Raw genomic sequence first — 16,902 nt, 5'->3', positions numbered from 1 at the left:
GATAAGGTGTTCCACGGACGGCTCCCTTGTTTGAGATCTCAACGAACTCATTCTGGCACATCCGATGCCGTCGGGCGCCGTCCACCCCATCATGCCGTGACATCCGAGCGACACAACGGTTCTTCGGCCGATGTTACGGCATGGATCCTCGGGTCAAGCCCGAGGATGACGAAAGCAGGGTAGTCGCCGCGCCGCGCAAAAAAACCTAATTCGCCGACCCCAGCGCCTTGTCCAGCGCTTCCTTGACGTCGGCCGGCCATGTACTCACCGCTGGCCACGCGTCCGGCTCGGGCTTGTCGCCGCGGCGGGCGAAATAGAGCTTCCGGTTGACCGGGTCGACCGCCATGAAGCCGTCATTGCCGCCGCAATCATGCGGCACGCAGCCGCTGGCAAAAAAGGCGCCCGACGCGGTTTTTTCCGTGCCGCCGCCGACCAGCAGGCTGGTCGCCATGTCGGGCATGTCCTTGCCAAGCAGTGTCTCGGCTAGTTTGTAGACCGCTTCATTGTGGAAGGCGTCGATGATGTTGTCGTATTTCGACGGATCAACGTCCTTCCAGTCGGTGCCCGGCTCCGGCATGTAGGTCAGATTGCCGGAAGTCGTCAGTCCGGCCGTCGGCGACCATTGCAGCGCCGGCTTGGAATCACCCGGCAGCAGATAGGGTACGAAATAGACGGCGCTGTCGGAGATCGCGGCCGGCGGCGCGCCGCATTCATCCTGCTCGACCGTGACCGTCTGGATCGTGCCGCCTTCCGGCTTCCAAACGATCACCTTGGCCGGGCCGCATTGATTGCCACCATCGCCGACATCGACCAGCGCCACGTTGACGCCGCCGACCTCGACGATCTTGTCAAAGAAGACGTCGTAATTGCGCGCCAGTTCCTTGCCGTCGAAGGCGAGCACCCGTTCCCCGTACTCTTCCTCCTGGGTGATGGTCAGCTGGCCGCCCTCGAACGGGATCGGTGCTTGGCTGCCATCGTCGGCTAGGGCCGCATTGCTCAATGCGCCCTGGTCGGCGGCCCCGCCGGACGCATCGTCAGCCGGCACGAGCACCATGTCGGTCTGTGCATGCGCGCCTGCCACCGGCATCAGAATCCACGCCAGCGCGCAGACCCCGGCAAGAAGCGAACGTGTCATGACTGTCCCCTCCGTTCAGCCGCCACGAACCCGGCCTGTCCCGGCCAGGTCATCCTGCCGCTCAGGCCCAGGGGCGCTCAGCAGCGTTCTTCTTCTCGAACGAAGCGATGGCGCCGGCCTTCTCCATGGTCAGGCCGATATCGTCGAGGCCGTTCAAGAGGCAGTGGCGCTTGAATTCGTCGAGGTCGAACTTGACCACGCCGCCGTCCGGCCCGCGGATTTCCTTGGCTTCGAGATCAACCGACAGCGTCGCGTTGGAACCGCGCGAGGCATCGTCCATCAGCTTCTCCAGGTCTTCCGGGCTGACGGTGATCGGCAAGATGCCGTTCTTGAAGCAGTTATTGTAGAAAATGTCGGCGAACGAGGTCGAGATGACGCAGCGGATGCCGAAATCGAGCAGCGCCCACGGCGCATGTTCCCGGCTCGAGCCGCAGCCGAAATTGTCGCCGGCGACCAGGATCTGCGCCTTGCGGTAGGCCCGCTTGTTGAGCACGAAGTCCGGGTTTTCCGAGCCGTCGTCCTTGTAACGCATTTCGGCGAACAGGCCGGTGCCGAGCCCGGTGCGCTTGATCGTCTTGAGATAATCCTTGGGGATGATCATGTCGGTGTCGACATTGACGATCGGCATCGGCGCGGCGACACCGGTGAGCTTGGTGAATTTTTCCATGGTTCTTGCCCGTCTTCTTCTCGTTGCGGGGAATTGCTGGCGCTCGGTTTACACAATGCCGCGGGCAAATAAAAGACGGCTGTTTTTGGACTTCCGTCGTCGATCGAAACACAAAATCGGTACAAAACAGCTTCAAAACCACCGGCCCATGGTGCACTTTTGTCGACATGACAACGCGATCCACGATCCTTTACGCCAGCGAACCGGGCCTCGGCATCGCCGAGTTCCGCCGCGTTCTGGTGGAATCCGGCCTCGGCGAGACACGGCCCGTCGATGATCATGCCCGTTTGAAGGCGATGCTCACGAGTGCCGACCTGGTGCTCACCGCGCGCATCGATGCACCGGGCAAGCCGCTGGTTGGTGTCGCTCGCGGCATCACCGACTTTTCCTGGGTCTGCTATATCTCCGAGTTCGCTGTTTCTGCATCGGCGCAAGGGCTGGGTATCGGCAAGGGTCTGATGGATGAGGCACGCCGGCAACTCGGACCTTCCGTTGCCATCAGCCTGATCTCCATGCCCGACGTCGTCGGCTTCTATGAGCGTATCGGCATGGAGCGCATGCCCAACGCATTCTGGTTCGGCCGCAAGCGCTGAAATCCACTCCCAGCGACCTCAACCCGCGCATCCTTAGCCAAGATTCTGCCTCTTGACATGCAACCAAATAGTTGCATATTAGGATCATGAGCATGGATGATGTCTTTCGGGCCTTGGCCGACCCGACACGCCGGCGATTGCTGGACAGCCTTCATGCCAGGAACGGACAGACGCTGAACGCGCTGTGCGGTGAGATGGACATGACGCGCCAGGCGGTGACCAAGCATCTGGCGATCCTGGAAGAAGCAAACCTCGTCGCCACCATCCGCAAGGGACGCGAGAAGCAACATTATCTGAATCCCGTTCCCATCAACGAGATCGCCGAACGCTGGATCGGCAAATTCGAGCGGGGGCGACTGGGCGCCCTCGGCGATTTGAAGAAACGTCTCGAAAGGGAAGACTGATGAGCAACACTTTCGTTTATGTCACCTACATCCGCACTTCGCCCGAAAAACTCTGGCAAGCACTGACCGAGCCGGAGTTCCAGCGGCAATATTTCCTCGGCGCTCAGATGCTAAGCGACTGGAAACAAGGTTCGGCGTGGAAGATGGTTTACACCGACGGCCGCGTCACCGACAGCGGCGAGGTCCTCGAGATCGATCCACCCAAGCGCATCGTGCTCAAATGGCGCAACGAGTTCATGCCCGAGGTCAAGGCGGACGGCTACACACGCTGCACCTTCGCCATCGAGCAGGAGGGCGAGATGATGAAGCTCGCCATCACACATGAAGCCGATGGACCGCACAAGCTGCTTGGCCATGTGGCGAACGGCTGGCCGCTCATCCTGTCCAGCCTGAAGAGCCTGCTCGAAACCGGCAAAGGCCTGTCGCGCCCGGCGTCGAAGGCTTGAGGTCGTTTCGATAGCGAAACGTTTCTGGAGGACAGGTGATGCACGGTTCCGCGGTGCACAGCATGACCAATGGCGAGCGCCGATGTTCGCGCGCCGCCCGAGCGGATCTTTGACGCCCTCGTTACACGCGAGGTCGAGCGCTGGTGGGGGTCCGCCAGGACCTACAGGATGACCGGATGGGCGGCCGACCTCCGCGTCGGCGGCCGCTGGAGCGTCACCGTCGAGACGGCGGCCGGCAGACACCTGCCCGCCAGCGGCGAATTCCTGGAGATCGAAGAGCCGCGCCGGATCGTGCAGACGCGGAGATACGACTGGGACCATCCGACGCTTGGCCGCCGCGAAACCAAAGTCGCCTGGCTGCTGGAGCCGATCGCCGGCGGCACACGCGTCACCATCTGCCATGGCGGCTTCGCCGGCATCGCTGCTGCCGCAACGAAGCATGCCGAAGGCTGGGCCCGGGTGCTGGGCTGGCTTCAGGCGTATCTTGGTACGGGCGGCTTGGCGGCGGCTTAATCCACCAAGCAACGGTAGCATCCCTTCGCGCCAGCGTTAAATTACATTCAATTCCCGAAACGGCCGCCCGTCGGCAATCCGGCTGTACCCGAACGCCGAGCAATCCACCGTGCGATAGCCGCCATGTACTATCAGTTCGGCCAGCGCCTTGCCGACCGCCGGAGCCTGCTGCAAGCCGTGACCGGAAAACCCGTTGGCGAAGAGGAAATTGCCGACCTCCGGGTGCGGGCCGATCACCGCGTTCTGGTCGAGCGTATTGTAGTCGTAATGGCCGACCCAGGCGCGCGTCGGCTTGATCGCCTCGAAGGCCGGAATGCGGGTCGCCAGCACTGGCCAGATCACCTCTTCGAACAGCGGCCAGTCGGGGTCGAAGTCGGCGGGGTCGGCCGGTCCTTCGCCCTCTTCCGGCTCGGCGCCGCCGGTGATGTAGACCGAGCCCTCCGGCCGGACATAGATGCCGCTCGGGTCGACCAGCAGCGGCATGTCGTCATATTTTTCGCGCGCCTCGAAGACGAAGACGTTGCGCTTGCGCGGCTCCACCGGCAGCGCCAGCCCGGCCATTGCTGCCACCTTGCCGGCATTCGGCCCGGCGGCGTTAACGACGGTGCCGGCCTCGAGCCGCTCGCCATTGTCGAGGGTCACACCGGCGACGCGCTTCCCCTGCCGCTCGATACCGGTCACCGACGCTGTGATGAAATCAATGTTCTTGCTTCGCAGTGCCTTGCGGAACAGCATCAGCATCGCATGCGCGTCGAACCAGCCTTCGCCGCTGCGGCCATAGGCGCCGGCGGAAATGCCCTCGACCGACAGCCACGGAAAGCGGCGGACGAGCGCCTCGGCATCCTCGAGCACGATGTCGGCGCCCTCGGCCATCTGCGCCTCGTGGTTGGCCCGCAGGATCGGCAGCCCGTTCTCGCCGGCAAGGATGAGGTAGCCGCCTTCGCGAAAGCCGATATCGGCGTCCGCGCCAAACTCTTCCCTGAGCCGCCGGAACAGTTTCAGCGTGAATTGCGACAGCCGGATGTTTTCCGGGATCGAGAACTGCTGGCGGATTGAGGCGCAGGACAGCGTGGTCGCGGCGCGGGAAAATTGCGGGTCGCGCTCGACAAGCGCGATCGAGCCCGAAAACCCTTCCTCGCGCAGATAATAGGCGACCGAGGAGCCGACGATGGCTCCGCCGATGATGACGATGTCGTAATGCACCTTTTGGCCCTTCCGATCTGAACCGCCGCGTCACGCCGCCGGCAGGATGATCTCGAAGCGCGTGCCGCTCGCCGAGTCAACCAGCCGGATCGTGCCATCATGCGCTTTCAGGAGGGCCAGCACGATGCCGAGGCCCATGCCGGTGCCGCCGGAATCGCGGCGCGTGGTGAAGAACGGCTCGAAGATGCGGCCTCGGTTGCTGGGCGAAATGCCGGCGCCGTCGTCGTCCACCACAATGGTGGCCTTGCCGTCCGCGCTTGCGGCCGTGATCGAAACCAGCGTTGCGCCGTGCCGCGCCGAATTGTCGATGAGATTGGCCAGCACGATCGCCGCGTTTTCGGCCGATATGCGCAGACCGATCTGGGCGCCCGCCTCGAGGCGCAGCGCCAGCCTGTGGTCGGCCGGCAGCAGCGCCAGTGCAGCAGTGAGCGACGTGTTTTCGCCGCTCGGTTCGAGATTTTCGGCGCGCGCCAGGTCGAGCAGGCGGCGCACCAGAAGGTTGAGCCGGCCGGCATCGGTGACGATATTGTCCGAAAAACGCCGCCGCTCGGCCTCGTCCATCGCGCTGCCCGAATCGCGCAGCAGTTCGGCGGCCCCCTGGATCGCCGTCAGCGGCGATTTGAGCTCGTGCGAGACGTGGGTGGCAAAGGTCTGGATGCCGTCGGAGCGTGCGTGCAGCTTTTCGGCCATGTCGAGGAAAGCAGCAGAGAGTTCACCCATTTCGCGCGTGCCGTGGTGATCGAGCGGCCTGATCGCCGCGCGGTCGCCGGCGGCGATGCGTTTCGTGCGTTCCATCAGCGCATAGATCGGACGGCTGACGGCGCGCAGGAAGACCAGCCCGATCAGCAGCGCGCCGCCGAGGATGGCGATTGCCGCCAGCGCCACCTTGCCGCGCTCGCCATAGAGATGCTTGACGATGTTGTTCGGCGTCCGCGACAGATAGACGACGCCGGCGACCTTGCCGGAGACCGCAACCGGCATGGCGACAAAGACGCGAACCTTGGTGCCGCGGCTGACCGAATAGAGCGGCGGCGACGGCTGGTCGGGAACCCGCAGCCTGAGCGCGCTGGCGTAGCGGCCGGCAAGCGCTGCGCGAACCTCGTCGACAGCGGCGAGCGACAGGCCGGCCTCCTCACGGCCGGCGATGACCACGCCTCTGGGATCGAGCAGCCGGAAGCCGGCGAGCGTGGTCTTCTGTGTCTCGGCAAGAATGCCCGACAGGCGTGCGCCGATTGCAGCGAAGGCGGGATCGGCGCTGGCCGCGGTGGCCGCGGGCCGGGTCGGCAGGATCCCGTCGGACGCAAGATCGAGGCGCGGTTCGATTGGCTGGTAGGGAGAGGCCCGATCGCTGGTGCTGGGTGAAGGCACGGGTGCGCCGAGCTTTTCCGGGGCAAGGCCGGCCTCACGGACCTCTTGCGCATAGATCGCGCCAAGGGCGGCGCCTTGGGCGATCAGCTCGGCCTCGGTCTGCCTGATCAGCTGGTTCTCGTAGAGCCGGAAGAAAAACAGGCCGGCCAGCGGCAGCGCCATCACCATGATCAGGATGGCAATGACGACCGTGGCAAGCCGTGGCCGCCATTTGCTGCCAACCCATTTTTGGGCGCTCAACTCCCGCATTTACCCAGCCGAAAACCGACGCCATGCACCGTCTCGATCGCATCGACGCAGCCGACGGCCGCCAGCTTGGCGCGGATATTGCGGATATGGCTGTCGACGGTGCGGTCTGCGACATGGATATTGGCCGCATAGGCGTTGGCCATCACCATGTCGCGGCCAAGCACATGCGCCGGCCGCGCCAAAAAGCCTTTCAGGATCGCGAATTCGATCGACGTCAGCGCCAGCGGCTTGCCGTCGAAGCTGGCTGTATGGCTTGCCGGAACCAGCAACAGTCTGCCATGCGAGAATTGCCGGTCGTCGGCTGGTTCCGGCGTGGGCCGAGCGCGGCGCAGAATGACGTTGACGCGGGCGACCAGCTCGCGCGGGCTGAACGGCTTGGTGACATAATCATCGCCGCCCATCTCCAGCCCGAGCACGCGGTCGATCTCTTCATCCCGCGCGGACAGGAACAGCACCGGCAGGTCGGATGTGTGGCGCAGCCGCCGGCACACTTCCAGCCCGTCCATTTCCGGCATGCCGATGTCGAGCACGACGAGATCGGGCGCATGGCGCTCTATCGCCTGCAAGGCAGCCGCGCCGTCCTGCACCGCCAGCGTTTTCATGCCGGCCTTTTCCAGCGCGAAGCAGATGATTTCGCGAATGTGCGGGTCGTCGTCGGCGACCAGTATGTGGTGCGGCATCAAATCAGCGGCCCGGCATGAAGGGTTCGGACATCGGAGGAACCACGAACGGGCCACGCCTGTCGAGGGCGCGGTTGAGCCGCCAGTCACGAAAGCTCCAGCCCCGCCAGTTCTCCTGGCCGGCGCGGAAGCGTGCTTCGTCCTGTGCATACCAGCCGGCGAGTTCGCGGATGGAGGCATCCTCCGCGGAAACCGTCCTGCTCTGGTGCTGGACGAAGCGATCGAGCGCCGGCAAGGCGCCGGGCCCGAGCGAGCGCAAGTACCAGACGTCGAGCTGGGTGCCTTGGCCGGTCATTTCGAAGCAATGGTCGACATTGTAGTTGGCGATCAGCGCGGCAAAGTTGATGAACGAGCAAGCATAGAGCGTCGCCGATAGCGTCAGAAGATTGGCGGCAAGCAGCCATTCGTTGGACTTTTCGCGCGCGATGCGGGCCATGATCAGGACAAGGCCCGCCGCCACCAGCCCCATCCAGACGAACGCAGCGACACGCCAATAGGTCAGCGCATAGATACCGATATAGAGATCGAGCCGCAGGATCGACGAGATCACCAGGAGGATGTTCTGCGCCACCCAGGCATAAACCAGCCGGCGGATGAGCGGATCGCCGGAGGTCGCGCTTCCCGGCCGCAGCGCCGCCAGCACGAAGCCGGCGGCCAGCAGCGCCGTGACGATCAGCGGATAGGCGCCGCGATGCGCGTAGGCGGCATAGGTCAGCCCGTCGGGAAGCGCGATGCCGCCCCACAGATAGGTGGCGTCGAGTGCGCTCTGCACCGCGAACAGGATGTTGAAGACGACGAGCGCGCGGAGGATAGCGGCCTTGCCGAAGACGATGTCTTCGATCGTGGGACTTATGGCTGGCCTCGTCGGTGTGCTGGCAGGCGTTCCCAACCGGGGAATATGCCGGAGAAGCCGCGGCAGGCGCGGCCGCAGAAAGGCCCATACGCCGGCGAGCGCGAATAGCCAGAAGGCAAGACGCGGCAACTGCATGAGGTTGAGCAGGGCGAAGAGATCAATCAGCGAAAACCAGTATTCGATGACGGGATTGGCGGCGCCGAACAGCGCGAGGAACACTGCGCCGAGGCCCAGCGGGATGACCCAGACGGCGATCGCCGCAAGGCGCACGCGCCGCCGGCCAAGCCGCCGCGCCGCCGTGCGCCAGCGGAAGAAATCAAGACCGAGCCGAAATGGCGTTGCAACCAGGAACAGCGAGAGTTGGCCGGCAATACGGGCAAGGCCGCGCCGCAACCGTCCGGCCAGTGAAAGCGCGAAGATGGCCAGCCCCGCCAGCGCGATCGAGACGGACAGTGCGCTGACATTTTCCACAAGCGGCAGCAGCGCCATGAGCAGCGCAACCGGCTTGAACCAGAATTTGCCATCGTTGAAGGAGCCGAGAGGATGGAGAGCCATGCTCGCCGCGGCAATCGCAACGCCGAACAGGAAAAGCGTGATGCCCGCCGGTTGGCCATAGAAGAAAAAATCGGCCAGCGCGACGAGCAGGACGGCAACGCCGAAGCGGTTGCAATAGCTCGGCGCCGCCGGGAGGAATACTATCATGATCGGGCTTTCTCGGCGGCTTTGATGCGGCCGGTGGGCGGGGATTTCCGGACGAAAGGGAGGAGGTTTACCGAAGTCCGGGGCGGATCGACGAGCCACCAGCTTTCGCGGCGAAGCCGGTACGGCAGGGACCAACGGGAGTTCGTTTGCTCTTGCATGCCGCCCTTGTCGCATCCGGTCGGGTGGCAAGCGGGGCGGAGACGAGGAGATTTTCCGAAGTTGCGTGCAGTTTTTATGCACGGCTTGCCTCGGCCGGCTGCAGACGGCATAGATCGGAGATGACCACCGAAAGCTACCGCCCGCGCCGCTCGGTGCTTTACGTCCCGGCTTCGAACGACAAGGCGCTGGCCAAGATCCAATCGCTGGCCTGCGATACCGTCGTCATCGATCTCGAGGACGCCGTCGCCCCGGCCGACAAGCCTTCCGCGCGCGAAAAGCTGGTGGCGATTTTCGCCGGCCATTCCAACCGGCGCTGCGAGATGGTCGTGCGCATCAATGCGCTGTCGAGCGAGTGGGGCGGCGCCGACCTGCTGGCCGCGGCAAAATGCTCGCCCGACGCCATCCTGCTGCCCAAGGTCGACACGCCGCGCGACATTCTCGAGGCCGGCGACGTGCTCGACGACAATTTTATCGCCGACGAAGTCAAGCTATGGGCGATGATCGAGACGCCCAAGGCGCTGCTCAACATCGGGCCGATTGCCGAGCTCGGCCGCGATCCGGGCTCTCGCCTGGTTTGTTTCGTTGCCGGAACGAACGACCTGGTCAAGGACACCGGCATTCTCGCCACGCCCGACCGGCGTTATCTCGTTCCATGGCTGATGCAGATGGTGCTCGTGGCGCGTGCCGGCGGCCTCGACCTGCTCGATGGCGTCTTCAATGATTTTCGCGATATGGACGGGTTTGCGCGCGAGTGCACGGAAGCGGCCGCCATGGGTTTTGACGGCAAGTCGCTAATCCATCCGGCTCAGATCGAAGCCGCGAACCGCGCCTTTGCACCGTCGCCCGAAGCAATAGCCGAAGCGCGCGCGGTCAAGGATGCCTTCGCGCTCGCCCAAAATACCGGTAGGGCGGTAGTTGCGCTGAACGGCAAGATGGTCGAGCGGCTGCATCTGGCGCAGGCCGAAAAACTGCTGGCGAAGGCCGCCGCTGTTCGCGCATGACTAACGCAACTGACGACAGGATTGAAGAATGAAACTCTACCGTTTTCTGTCCGGTCCGGACGATTCCAGCTTCTGCCACAAGGTGACGGCGGCGTTGAACAAGGGCTGGCACCTGTTCGGCTCGCCGACCTATGCCTATGACCAGGAAGCCAAGACCATGCGCTGCGGCCAGGCCGTGGTGAAGGACATCGAGGGCCAGGAATACGGCCCCGACACCAAGCTCAGCGACTGGTAGGGAGGTTCGCTGAAGCGCTCGTCCTTCGTCATCCTAGGGCGTAGCAGTCGCGAAGCGACGTCGCGGAGTACCCTAGGACCCATGCCGTTACCTCTGCCGAAGGGCACGGCGGATCAGGATTAGTGTGAGCTAACCGATCGGGATAGCCCCGTTACCCAGAACGGGATGATGAGCGGTCGGTTCTGCGCCGCCGGCGCACTGCATCACTATCACGGCATGGATCCTGGGGTCTGCGCCGCGTCGCTTCGCTCCTTGCTCCGCCCCAGGATGACGAGGAGCGGGGTCGCTCACTCTGCTGCTTCCTCGATCTTCTCCATGTCGTCGTCCGACAGGCCGAAATGGTGGCCGATCTCGTGGATCAGCACGTGGGTGACGATGTCGCCCAGCGTTTCCTCGTTCTCGGCCCAGTAGTCGAGGATGGCGCGACGATAGAGGGTGATGCGGTTCGGCCCCTCGCCGGTCTGCGGATTCCAGCGCTCGGCGATGCCGCGCCCCTCGAACAGGCCGAGCAGGTCGAAGGGCGTTTCCAGCGAAAGGTCGTCCATGATCTCGTCGGTCGGGAATTCGGCGATCTGAATGACGATCTCGCCGGTCAACTTGCGAAAGTCCTCCGGCAGATGGGCATAGGCCTCCAGCGCCAGGAGCTCGATTTCCTCCATCGTTGGCGAAAGCTGGTCGTGCCAGATGCGTGTTTGGTAGATGCGAGCCATGCTTTGTCCTTTGATCCCGGCATATAGGCTTTCAGGCCGGACTCGGCAAATGGTCGGGCTGGAGTGCCCGTGCCATGCCCCCACTACAGGAATAAATTCCCCATGACTCCGCTTGACTCTTCGGGCGACCTCTGGAATCCTAGAGAACATAACAGGAACAAGTGTGAGTGGAAGCTGACCGTCATGGCGACAAGCGCCGTGGCGCGGGAGACTGTTTTTGCCCTGCGCCGCCAGATCGCGAAGATCGAAGGGACCTTGCCCGAGCGCCTGGAGGCGCCGGCCAGTTCGTCGTTTGACGCGGATGTCCCTCGTCAGAGTCTGACACCCTCTCGGCATCCGACACCCGCTCGGAATCTGACCATTGTCCGGCGCGGCCTTGCCGTGGCGCCGCCCGATGCGTTTTTGCGCACCGGCGCCGAGCGCCTCGATGCCGCGCTGAGCGGCGGCCTGCCGAAGGCGGCGGTGAGCGAGTTTCATGGCGCCGCGACCCGCGATGCCGGGGCCGTTGCCGGTTTTGCCTTGTCGCTCGTCAGCCTGATCCTCAGCCAGGGGCCGCAATTGCCGGTGCTGTGGATCGGCACATCCGAGGTTTTCCGCGAGGCCGGCTTTCCCTATGCCAGGGGGCTTCACGCCTTCTTCGGCATCGAGCCGGAGCAATTGCTGTTTTCCGAGGCGCCAAGGCTGCTCGATGCGCTGTGGATCGCCGAGGAGGCTGCCCGGATGACGGCGCTGGCCGCCGTCATCCTCGAAATCCGCGGCAGCCCGCAGCGGCTTGACCTCACCGCGACGCGGCGGCTGCACGCCCGCGCGCAGAGTGCGGGCCGGCCGCTGTTCCTGCTGCGCCAGGCCGGCGAGCCCGAACCGACGGCAGCGCCCGTCCGCCTCATCCTGTCGGCGGCACCGGCGGCAACGCGTAAGACGCTTGCCGGGCCGCTCGCCGGCTCGATCGGCCGGCCCGCCTTCACCGTCGCCATCGGCAAGAGCCGCACGGCTTTGCCCGGAAAATTCACACTGGAGTGGAACCCCGATGAACGCATATTCGAAGAAAGACGGGGCGAGCAAGGAAGGTCTCAGGAATGGGCCCCAGAACGGCCAAAGAATCCTATCCTTGTGGTTTCCGCATCTCGCCGCCGAGAGGATCCTGCGGCAGCGTCTGGGGCGGTCCTGGCGTTCCCGGCCGTCGGATCACCTGCCGCTGGTGATCAGCCATCGCCAAGGGAACACCCAGCGCATCGCCGCCCTCGACGAACGGGCCGAGGCGCTTAATCTGAAGCGCGGCATGGGCATAGCCGACGCACGCGCCATGCATCCCTCGATCGACATCGTGGAGGCCGATCCGGAGGCCGACCGGCGCCTGCTCGAAGGCCTCGCCGACTGGTGCGACCGCTACACCCCGCTGGTGGCGCTTGACGGGACCGACGGCCTCTATCTCGACGTCACCGGCTGCACCCATCTTTTCGGCGGCGAACGCTCGATGCTGGATGATATCCTGTCGCGTTTTTTCCATCAGGGCTTCGATGTCCGCGCCGGGCTTGCCGCCACGCCTGGTGCTGCCTGGGCGGCGGCGCGGTTTGCTGGCGACCGCATCGTGCCCGATGGTGGGGAGGAAGCGCTTCTCGCGCCCTTGCCGCTGGCGGCGCTGCGCATCGACCCGGAGGTACGCGCCAGCCTCGAAAGCGTCGGCCTGCGCACGGCGGGCGCCGTCATGGCGGCACCGCGCGCGCCGCTGGCCCGCCGCTTCGGCGCATCGCTGCTCTTGCGCCTCGACCATGCGCTTGGCCGCCTCGAGGAGGCCGTGTCGCCGCGCCTGCCGGTGGCACCGCTTTCGGTCGAGCGTCACCTTGCCGAGCCGATCATGCTGACCGAGGACATCGAGCGGCTGACCGGCATGCTGGCGACCACCTTGAAGAGCGACCTCGAGCGTCGCGGCGAGGGCGCAAGGCGGCTGGCGCTGCTGCTTTTCCGCGTCGATGGCGGCGTCAGCCGCATCGCCGTCGGCACCTCGCGGCCTCTGCGCGAGCCGCGGCTGATCCAGAAATTGTTCCACGAAAGGCTTGCCGCGCTCGAACAGGATATCGACGCCGGCTATGGCTTCGATCTCGTGCGCCTTTCGGTGCTGACCGCCGCCGCCTTCGACATGCAGCAGGCCGACCTTGCCGGCGAGACGAGCGACGACGGTGCCGATATCGCGCTTTTTGCCGACCGCATTCGCGCCCGGCTCGGCGAAGGCGCGGTCTTGAAGCCGGTCGCCGTCGAGAGCCATTTGCCGGAGCGCGCCGTCGCCACCCTTCCCTTCACGGAGGTGCCGCAGAGAAGCTCGCCGCCGAAGCAGCCGGACAAGGCGAAGGACGCTCCCACGACCGTCTTCCAGCCGGAACGGCCGATCCGGCTTTTCCGTTCGCCCGAGCCGATCGAGGTGCCGGCCACCGAAATGCCGGAAGGCCCGCCTTTGAACTTCCGCTGGCGGCGCGCGCTCTATCGGGTCGCGCGCGCCGAAGGGCCGGAGCGCATCGCGCCGGAATGGTGGCGAGGGGCGGCGGGACGAGAAGATGCCCCGACCCGGGATTATTTCCGCATCGAGGATGCCGACGGCCGCCGTTACTGGCTCTATCGCCAGGGGCTTTACGGCGCCTCGCAGCCCTCGCCGCGCTGGTTCATGCATGGGATCTTCGCATGAATGCGCTGACGGCCAACCCCTATGCCGAATTCGGCATCCAGTCGAACTTCTCGTTTCTGCGCGGTGCCTCGAAACCGGAGGAGCTGGTGGTCGCGGCAAAATTCCTGGGGTTTTCGGGGATCGGTCTCGCCGACCGCAACACGGTGGCGGGCGTGGTGCGCGCCTGGCAGCAGGCCAAGGTGGAGGGTGTTTCCTATCATCCCGGCTGCCGCCTGGTTTTTTGCGACGGCACGCCGGACATCCTCGCCTACCCGCAGGATCGCAAGGGTTGGGGTCATCTCTGCCGCATGCTGACGCAGGCCAATCTGCGTGACGAGAACGAAAAAGGGGCGACGCTCCTCAAACAGAGCGATCTTCTCGAATGGGGCGATCTCCTGTCGCTCGCCATACTGCCAGATGTGTCGGCGGACGCGGAAACCAGCCTCGCACTCCTTAGCCGGCTCAGGGATCGTTTCGGTGAAAACCTGCGGCTTGCGGTTTCGCCGGATTACCGCGGCAACGACCGCTTCCGTATCGAGCAGGCGGCGGCGATGGCGGATCTGGCCGGCATCCCGTTGATGGCGACCAACGATGTTCTCTACCATACGTCGGAACGGCGCCCGCTGCAGGACGTGCTGACGGCGATCCGCCTCAATGTGCCCGTCGCCGAGGTGGGGCTGGAGCTGGCGGCCAATGCCGAGCGTCACTTAAAGCCGCCGCTGGAGATGGCACGGCTTTTCCGCAGGCATCCGCAAGCGCTGGCGGAAACGCTGCGTTTTGCCGGCGAGCTGACCTTCTCGCTCAGTGACCTGCAATACAACTATCCCGACGAGCCGACGGAATCGGGTCTTGGGCCGCAGGCCGAACTGGAAAGGCTGGCCAAGGAGGGAGCCGCCATCCGCTACCCCTCGGGCGTGCCCGCTTTTGTGACGCAGCGCATCGAGGAGGAGCTCGCTCTGATCGAGCGTCTGAACTACGCGCGCTATTTCCTGACTGTCCACGACATCGTCAAATTCGCCCGCAGCCAGAACATTCTCTGCCAGGGGCGCGGCTCTGCCGCCAACTCGATCGTCTGCTTCTGCATTGGCATCACCGAAGTCGGCCCGGACAAGATCGAAACGCTTTTCGAGCGCTTCATTTCCGAGGAAAGAAACGAGCCGCCCGACATCGACGTCGATTTCGAGCATGAAAAGCGCGAGGAGGTCATCCAGTACATCTATTCCAAATACAGCACCAAGCGCACCGCGCTGGCCGCCGCCGTCGTCAGCTACCGGGGCCGCTCGGCGATGCGGGAAGTGGCCAAGGCGATGGGCCTGTCGGACGACGTCCGGGGCGCGCTGTCCAGTTCGATCTGGGGCTGGTCGACCTCGGAGCTCGGCGAAAAGGAGACAAAGGCCGGCGGCCTCGATCGGACCGATCCATCGACAAGGCATGTGATAGAATGCGCCAACGAGATCATGGGCTTTCCCCGTCATTTGTCGCAGCATGTCGGCGGTTTTGTCATCACCCGGGACCGGCTCGACGAGATCGTGCCCATCGTCAAGACGGCGATGGACGAGCGCAAGATGGTCGAGTGGGACAAGGACGATCTCGACGCGGTGAAAATCCTTAAAGTGGACGTGCTGGCGCTCGGCATGCTGACCTGCCTGCAGCGCGCCTTCACCCTGCTCCAGGATCATTATCCGCAGGCGCGGGACGAGTACGGCCTGCCCTATGTGCTGGCCACTCTGCCTGCCGAGGACAAGCATGTCTACGACATGATCTGCCGTGCCGACACGATCGGCGTCTTCCAGATCGAATCGCGCGCGCAGATGTCGATGCTGCCGCGGCTGCGGCCGAAAAGCTTTTACGACCTCGTCATCGAGGTGGCGATCGTGCGGCCCGGCCCGATCCAGGGCGACATGGTCCACCCTTACCTGCGCCGCCGGCAAGGCAAGGAGAAACCCGAATATCCCAAGCCGGAACTGGAAAAAATACTCGGCAGGACGCTGGGCGTGCCGCTGTTCCAGGAGCAGGCGATGAAGATCGCCATCGTTGCTGGCGGCTTCAGGCCGGGCGAGGCCGATGAACTGCGCCGCGCCATGGCGACATTCAAGCGCACCGGCACGATCGGCAATTACCGCAAGAGAATGGTCGACGGCATGGTCGCCAAGGGCTACGAAAAAGACTTCGCAGAGCGCTGCTTCAAGCAGATCGAGGGTTTTGGCGAATACGGCTTTCCCGAGAGCCACGCCGCCTCCTTCGCCCTGCTGGTCTATGCCTCCTGCTGGTTCAAGACCTTCTATCCCGACGTGTTCTGCGCCGCGATCCTGAATTCCCAGCCGATGGGGTTTTACCAGCCGGCCCAGCTTGTCCGCGACGCGCATGACCACGGCGTCGAGATCCGCGAGGTCGACGTCAATTTTTCCGGCTGGGATTGCGCCTTGGAGAAATCGCCTTTCGATCCGGATCGTATCCTTGACCGCCATGCCCAGATGCGCGGCGTCATCCGGACCAGCCATGCCGTCCGGCTCGGCTTTCGGCAGGTCAAGGGCCTGTCGAAGGAGCGCATGGAAGCGTTTGTGTCGAGGCGCGGCGCCGGCTATGCATCCGTACGCGACGTCTGGCTGCGCTCGGGCCTCAACGTCGACGAGATCGAAAAACTGGCGCAGGCCGACGCTTTCCGGTCGCTTGGATTGAACCGTCGCGACGCTCTATGGGCGGTCCGCGCGCTCGACGGCAAGAGTGCCGCCGAAAAGCTGCCGCTGTTCGACCAGCCGGCGATCCGCTTGCGCGATCTGGAGCCTGCAACCAGGCTCCCGACAATGCCGCTCGGCGAGCACGTCGTCCACGACTACCGCTCGCTTGGCCTGTCGCTGAAGGCGCACCCGGTCGCCTTCCTGCGTCAAAGGCTGGATCGTTCCGGCGTCACGCCCAATGTGCGGCTCGGCCAGGTGCGGGACGGCCGGCGCGTTTCGGTCGCCGGCCTCGTGCTGGTGCGGCAGCGGCCGGGCAATGGCAAGGCGATTTTCCTGACGCTGGAAGACGAGAATGCGGTCGCCAACATCATTTTCTGGGAAAGGACTTTTGACCGCTTCCGCCCCATCGTCATGGGCGCGCGTCTCATCCGCATCACCGGCAAGCTGCAATCGGAATCTGACGTCATCCATATCGTCGCCGAGAAGGTCGAGGATCTGACGCCGTGGCTGTCGGTGCTGCTTGAACAGGCAAGGCCCGCGGACAGACTGTCGAGCAGTGTAGACGAGGCTCAGCCTGACACCATCGCGCAAACGGAACTATTGGGAAAGGCGGAGAAGGTCATGCCCAAAGGGCGCAATTTTCAATAGAG

The 16,902-nt window shown here is 64.4% G+C and carries 16 protein-coding genes; 9 read left to right on the top strand and 7 right to left on the bottom strand.

Features of this window, described 5'->3' with window-relative positions; all coding sequences use genetic code 11:
• Positions 1-205: 205 nt before the first annotated feature.
• Both NKH93_RS24795 and leuD read right to left on the bottom strand, forming a co-directional pair.
• Positions 206-1,135, bottom strand: a complete 930-nt coding sequence (locus tag NKH93_RS24795) for an Ivy family c-type lysozyme inhibitor (protein ID WP_352923711.1) — start codon at positions 1,133-1,135, stop codon at positions 206-208.
• Positions 1,136-1,196: 61 nt separating this feature from the next.
• Positions 1,197-1,802, bottom strand: coding sequence for a 3-isopropylmalate dehydratase small subunit (gene leuD / locus NKH93_RS24790; protein ID WP_352773406.1), 606 nt, complete (start codon positions 1,800-1,802; stop codon positions 1,197-1,199).
• 167 nt (positions 1,803-1,969) lie between these two features.
• Here leuD and NKH93_RS24785 point away from each other — a divergent pair, with 167 nt between their 5' ends.
• The 4 genes from NKH93_RS24785 (at position 1,970) to NKH93_RS24770 (ending at position 3,758) form a co-directional block, all read left to right on the top strand.
• On the top strand, positions 1,970-2,395 hold the full coding sequence (locus NKH93_RS24785; RefSeq protein WP_352923709.1) for a GNAT family N-acetyltransferase: 426 nt from the start codon (positions 1,970-1,972) through the stop codon (positions 2,393-2,395).
• A gap of 92 nt (positions 2,396-2,487) precedes the next feature.
• Positions 2,488-2,799, top strand: coding sequence for an ArsR/SmtB family transcription factor (locus NKH93_RS24780; RefSeq protein ID WP_352770332.1), 312 nt, complete (start codon positions 2,488-2,490; stop codon positions 2,797-2,799).
• On the top strand, positions 2,799-3,245 hold the full coding sequence (locus NKH93_RS24775; protein WP_352773400.1) for an SRPBCC family protein: 447 nt from the start codon (positions 2,799-2,801) through the stop codon (positions 3,243-3,245). Before NKH93_RS24780 ends, NKH93_RS24775 begins: the two co-directional genes overlap by 1 nt.
• Positions 3,246-3,314: 69 nt before the next feature.
• Entirely contained in the window at positions 3,315-3,758 is a 444-nt protein-coding gene (locus NKH93_RS24770) for an SRPBCC family protein (RefSeq protein WP_352923706.1), read from the top strand.
• A gap of 36 nt (positions 3,759-3,794) precedes the next feature.
• On the opposite strand, the gene NKH93_RS24765 is transcribed toward NKH93_RS24770, so the two are convergent.
• From NKH93_RS24765 to NKH93_RS24750, 4 genes are read right to left on the bottom strand one after another with little or no spacing between them, the layout of a single operon-like run.
• The gene (locus tag NKH93_RS24765; protein ID WP_352450228.1) at positions 3,795-4,961 is read right to left on the bottom strand and encodes an NAD(P)/FAD-dependent oxidoreductase; all 1,167 of its coding nucleotides are present in this window, start codon (positions 4,959-4,961) and stop codon (positions 3,795-3,797) included.
• Between the two features lie 30 nt (positions 4,962-4,991).
• On the bottom strand, positions 4,992-6,578 hold the full coding sequence (locus tag NKH93_RS24760) for an ATP-binding protein (RefSeq protein WP_352921564.1): 1,587 nt from the start codon (positions 6,576-6,578) through the stop codon (positions 4,992-4,994).
• Positions 6,566-7,258 carry a response regulator transcription factor gene (locus tag NKH93_RS24755; protein WP_352972458.1) on the bottom strand — a complete coding sequence of 231 codons (693 nt, stop codon included), beginning with the start codon at positions 7,256-7,258 and terminating at the stop codon, positions 6,566-6,568. Before NKH93_RS24755 ends, NKH93_RS24760 begins: the two co-directional genes overlap by 13 nt.
• Before the next feature lie 4 nt (positions 7,259-7,262).
• On the bottom strand, positions 7,263-8,813 hold the full coding sequence (locus NKH93_RS24750) for a DUF4153 domain-containing protein (protein WP_352921567.1): 1,551 nt from the start codon (positions 8,811-8,813) through the stop codon (positions 7,263-7,265).
• Positions 8,814-9,091: 278 nt separating this feature from the next.
• Here NKH93_RS24750 and NKH93_RS24745 point away from each other — a divergent pair, with 278 nt between their 5' ends.
• A complete protein-coding gene (locus NKH93_RS24745; protein WP_352921569.1) occupies positions 9,092-9,973 on the top strand; it encodes an HpcH/HpaI aldolase/citrate lyase family protein in 882 nt (293 codons plus the stop codon).
• 28 nt (positions 9,974-10,001) lie between these two features.
• Complete coding sequence (locus tag NKH93_RS24740) at positions 10,002-10,208, top strand: DUF1737 domain-containing protein (RefSeq protein ID WP_352470863.1); 207 nt, start codon at positions 10,002-10,004, stop codon at positions 10,206-10,208.
• 287 nt (positions 10,209-10,495) lie between these two features.
• Here the strand turns inward: NKH93_RS24740 and NKH93_RS24735 are convergent, their stop codons facing one another.
• Positions 10,496-10,918, bottom strand: coding sequence for a metallopeptidase family protein (locus tag NKH93_RS24735; protein WP_023680515.1), 423 nt, complete (start codon positions 10,916-10,918; stop codon positions 10,496-10,498).
• Between the two features lie 183 nt (positions 10,919-11,101).
• On the opposite strand from NKH93_RS24735, the gene NKH93_RS24730 reads away from it, so the two are divergent.
• From NKH93_RS24730 to NKH93_RS24720, 3 genes are read left to right on the top strand one after another with little or no spacing between them, the layout of a single operon-like run.
• A complete protein-coding gene (locus NKH93_RS24730) occupies positions 11,102-12,184 on the top strand; it encodes an ImuA family protein (protein WP_352684438.1) in 1,083 nt (360 codons plus the stop codon).
• Positions 12,117-13,595, top strand: a complete 1,479-nt coding sequence (locus NKH93_RS24725; RefSeq protein WP_352921571.1) for a DUF6504 family protein — start codon at positions 12,117-12,119, stop codon at positions 13,593-13,595. The genes NKH93_RS24730 and NKH93_RS24725 overlap by 68 nt, the downstream gene beginning before the upstream one ends.
• Positions 13,592-16,900: an error-prone DNA polymerase gene (locus tag NKH93_RS24720; protein WP_352921573.1), complete on the top strand. Its 3,309-nt coding sequence runs from the start codon at positions 13,592-13,594 to the stop codon at positions 16,898-16,900. The genes NKH93_RS24725 and NKH93_RS24720 overlap by 4 nt, the downstream gene beginning before the upstream one ends.
• The last annotated feature ends 2 nt before the right edge of the window (positions 16,901-16,902 follow it).

Origin of the sequence: Mesorhizobium sp. M0954 (genome assembly GCF_040319155.1) — a bacterium.
Classification (GTDB): Bacteria; Pseudomonadota; Alphaproteobacteria; order Rhizobiales; family Rhizobiaceae; genus Mesorhizobium.
The sequence above is the reverse complement of the archived record's forward strand: the minus strand, read 5'-3'. Positions and strand labels throughout refer to the sequence as shown.

Coding starts and splice junctions, on each gene's coding strand:
- NKH93_RS24755 (WP_352972458.1), bottom strand. CDS start 7,258: ATGCCGCACCACATACTGGTCGCCGACGACGACCCGCACATTCGCGAA.
- NKH93_RS24730 (WP_352684438.1), top strand. CDS start 11,102: ATGGCGACAAGCGCCGTGGCGCGGGAGACTGTTTTTGCCCTGCGCCGC.
- NKH93_RS24795 (WP_352923711.1), bottom strand. CDS start 1,135: ATGACACGTTCGCTTCTTGCCGGGGTCTGCGCGCTGGCGTGGATTCTG.
- NKH93_RS24785 (WP_352923709.1), top strand. CDS start 1,970: ATGACAACGCGATCCACGATCCTTTACGCCAGCGAACCGGGCCTCGGC.
- NKH93_RS24770 (WP_352923706.1), top strand. CDS start 3,315: ATGGCGAGCGCCGATGTTCGCGCGCCGCCCGAGCGGATCTTTGACGCC.
- NKH93_RS24780 (WP_352770332.1), top strand. CDS start 2,488: ATGGATGATGTCTTTCGGGCCTTGGCCGACCCGACACGCCGGCGATTG.
- NKH93_RS24745 (WP_352921569.1), top strand. CDS start 9,092: ATGACCACCGAAAGCTACCGCCCGCGCCGCTCGGTGCTTTACGTCCCG.
- NKH93_RS24720 (WP_352921573.1), top strand. CDS start 13,592: ATGAATGCGCTGACGGCCAACCCCTATGCCGAATTCGGCATCCAGTCG.
- NKH93_RS24750 (WP_352921567.1), bottom strand. CDS start 8,813: ATGATAGTATTCCTCCCGGCGGCGCCGAGCTATTGCAACCGCTTCGGC.
- NKH93_RS24735 (WP_023680515.1), bottom strand. CDS start 10,918: ATGGCTCGCATCTACCAAACACGCATCTGGCACGACCAGCTTTCGCCA.
- NKH93_RS24760 (WP_352921564.1), bottom strand. CDS start 6,578: ATGCGGGAGTTGAGCGCCCAAAAATGGGTTGGCAGCAAATGGCGGCCA.
- NKH93_RS24775 (WP_352773400.1), top strand. CDS start 2,799: ATGAGCAACACTTTCGTTTATGTCACCTACATCCGCACTTCGCCCGAA.
- leuD (WP_352773406.1), bottom strand. CDS start 1,802: ATGGAAAAATTCACCAAGCTCACCGGTGTCGCCGCGCCGATGCCGATC.
- NKH93_RS24740 (WP_352470863.1), top strand. CDS start 10,002: ATGAAACTCTACCGTTTTCTGTCCGGTCCGGACGATTCCAGCTTCTGC.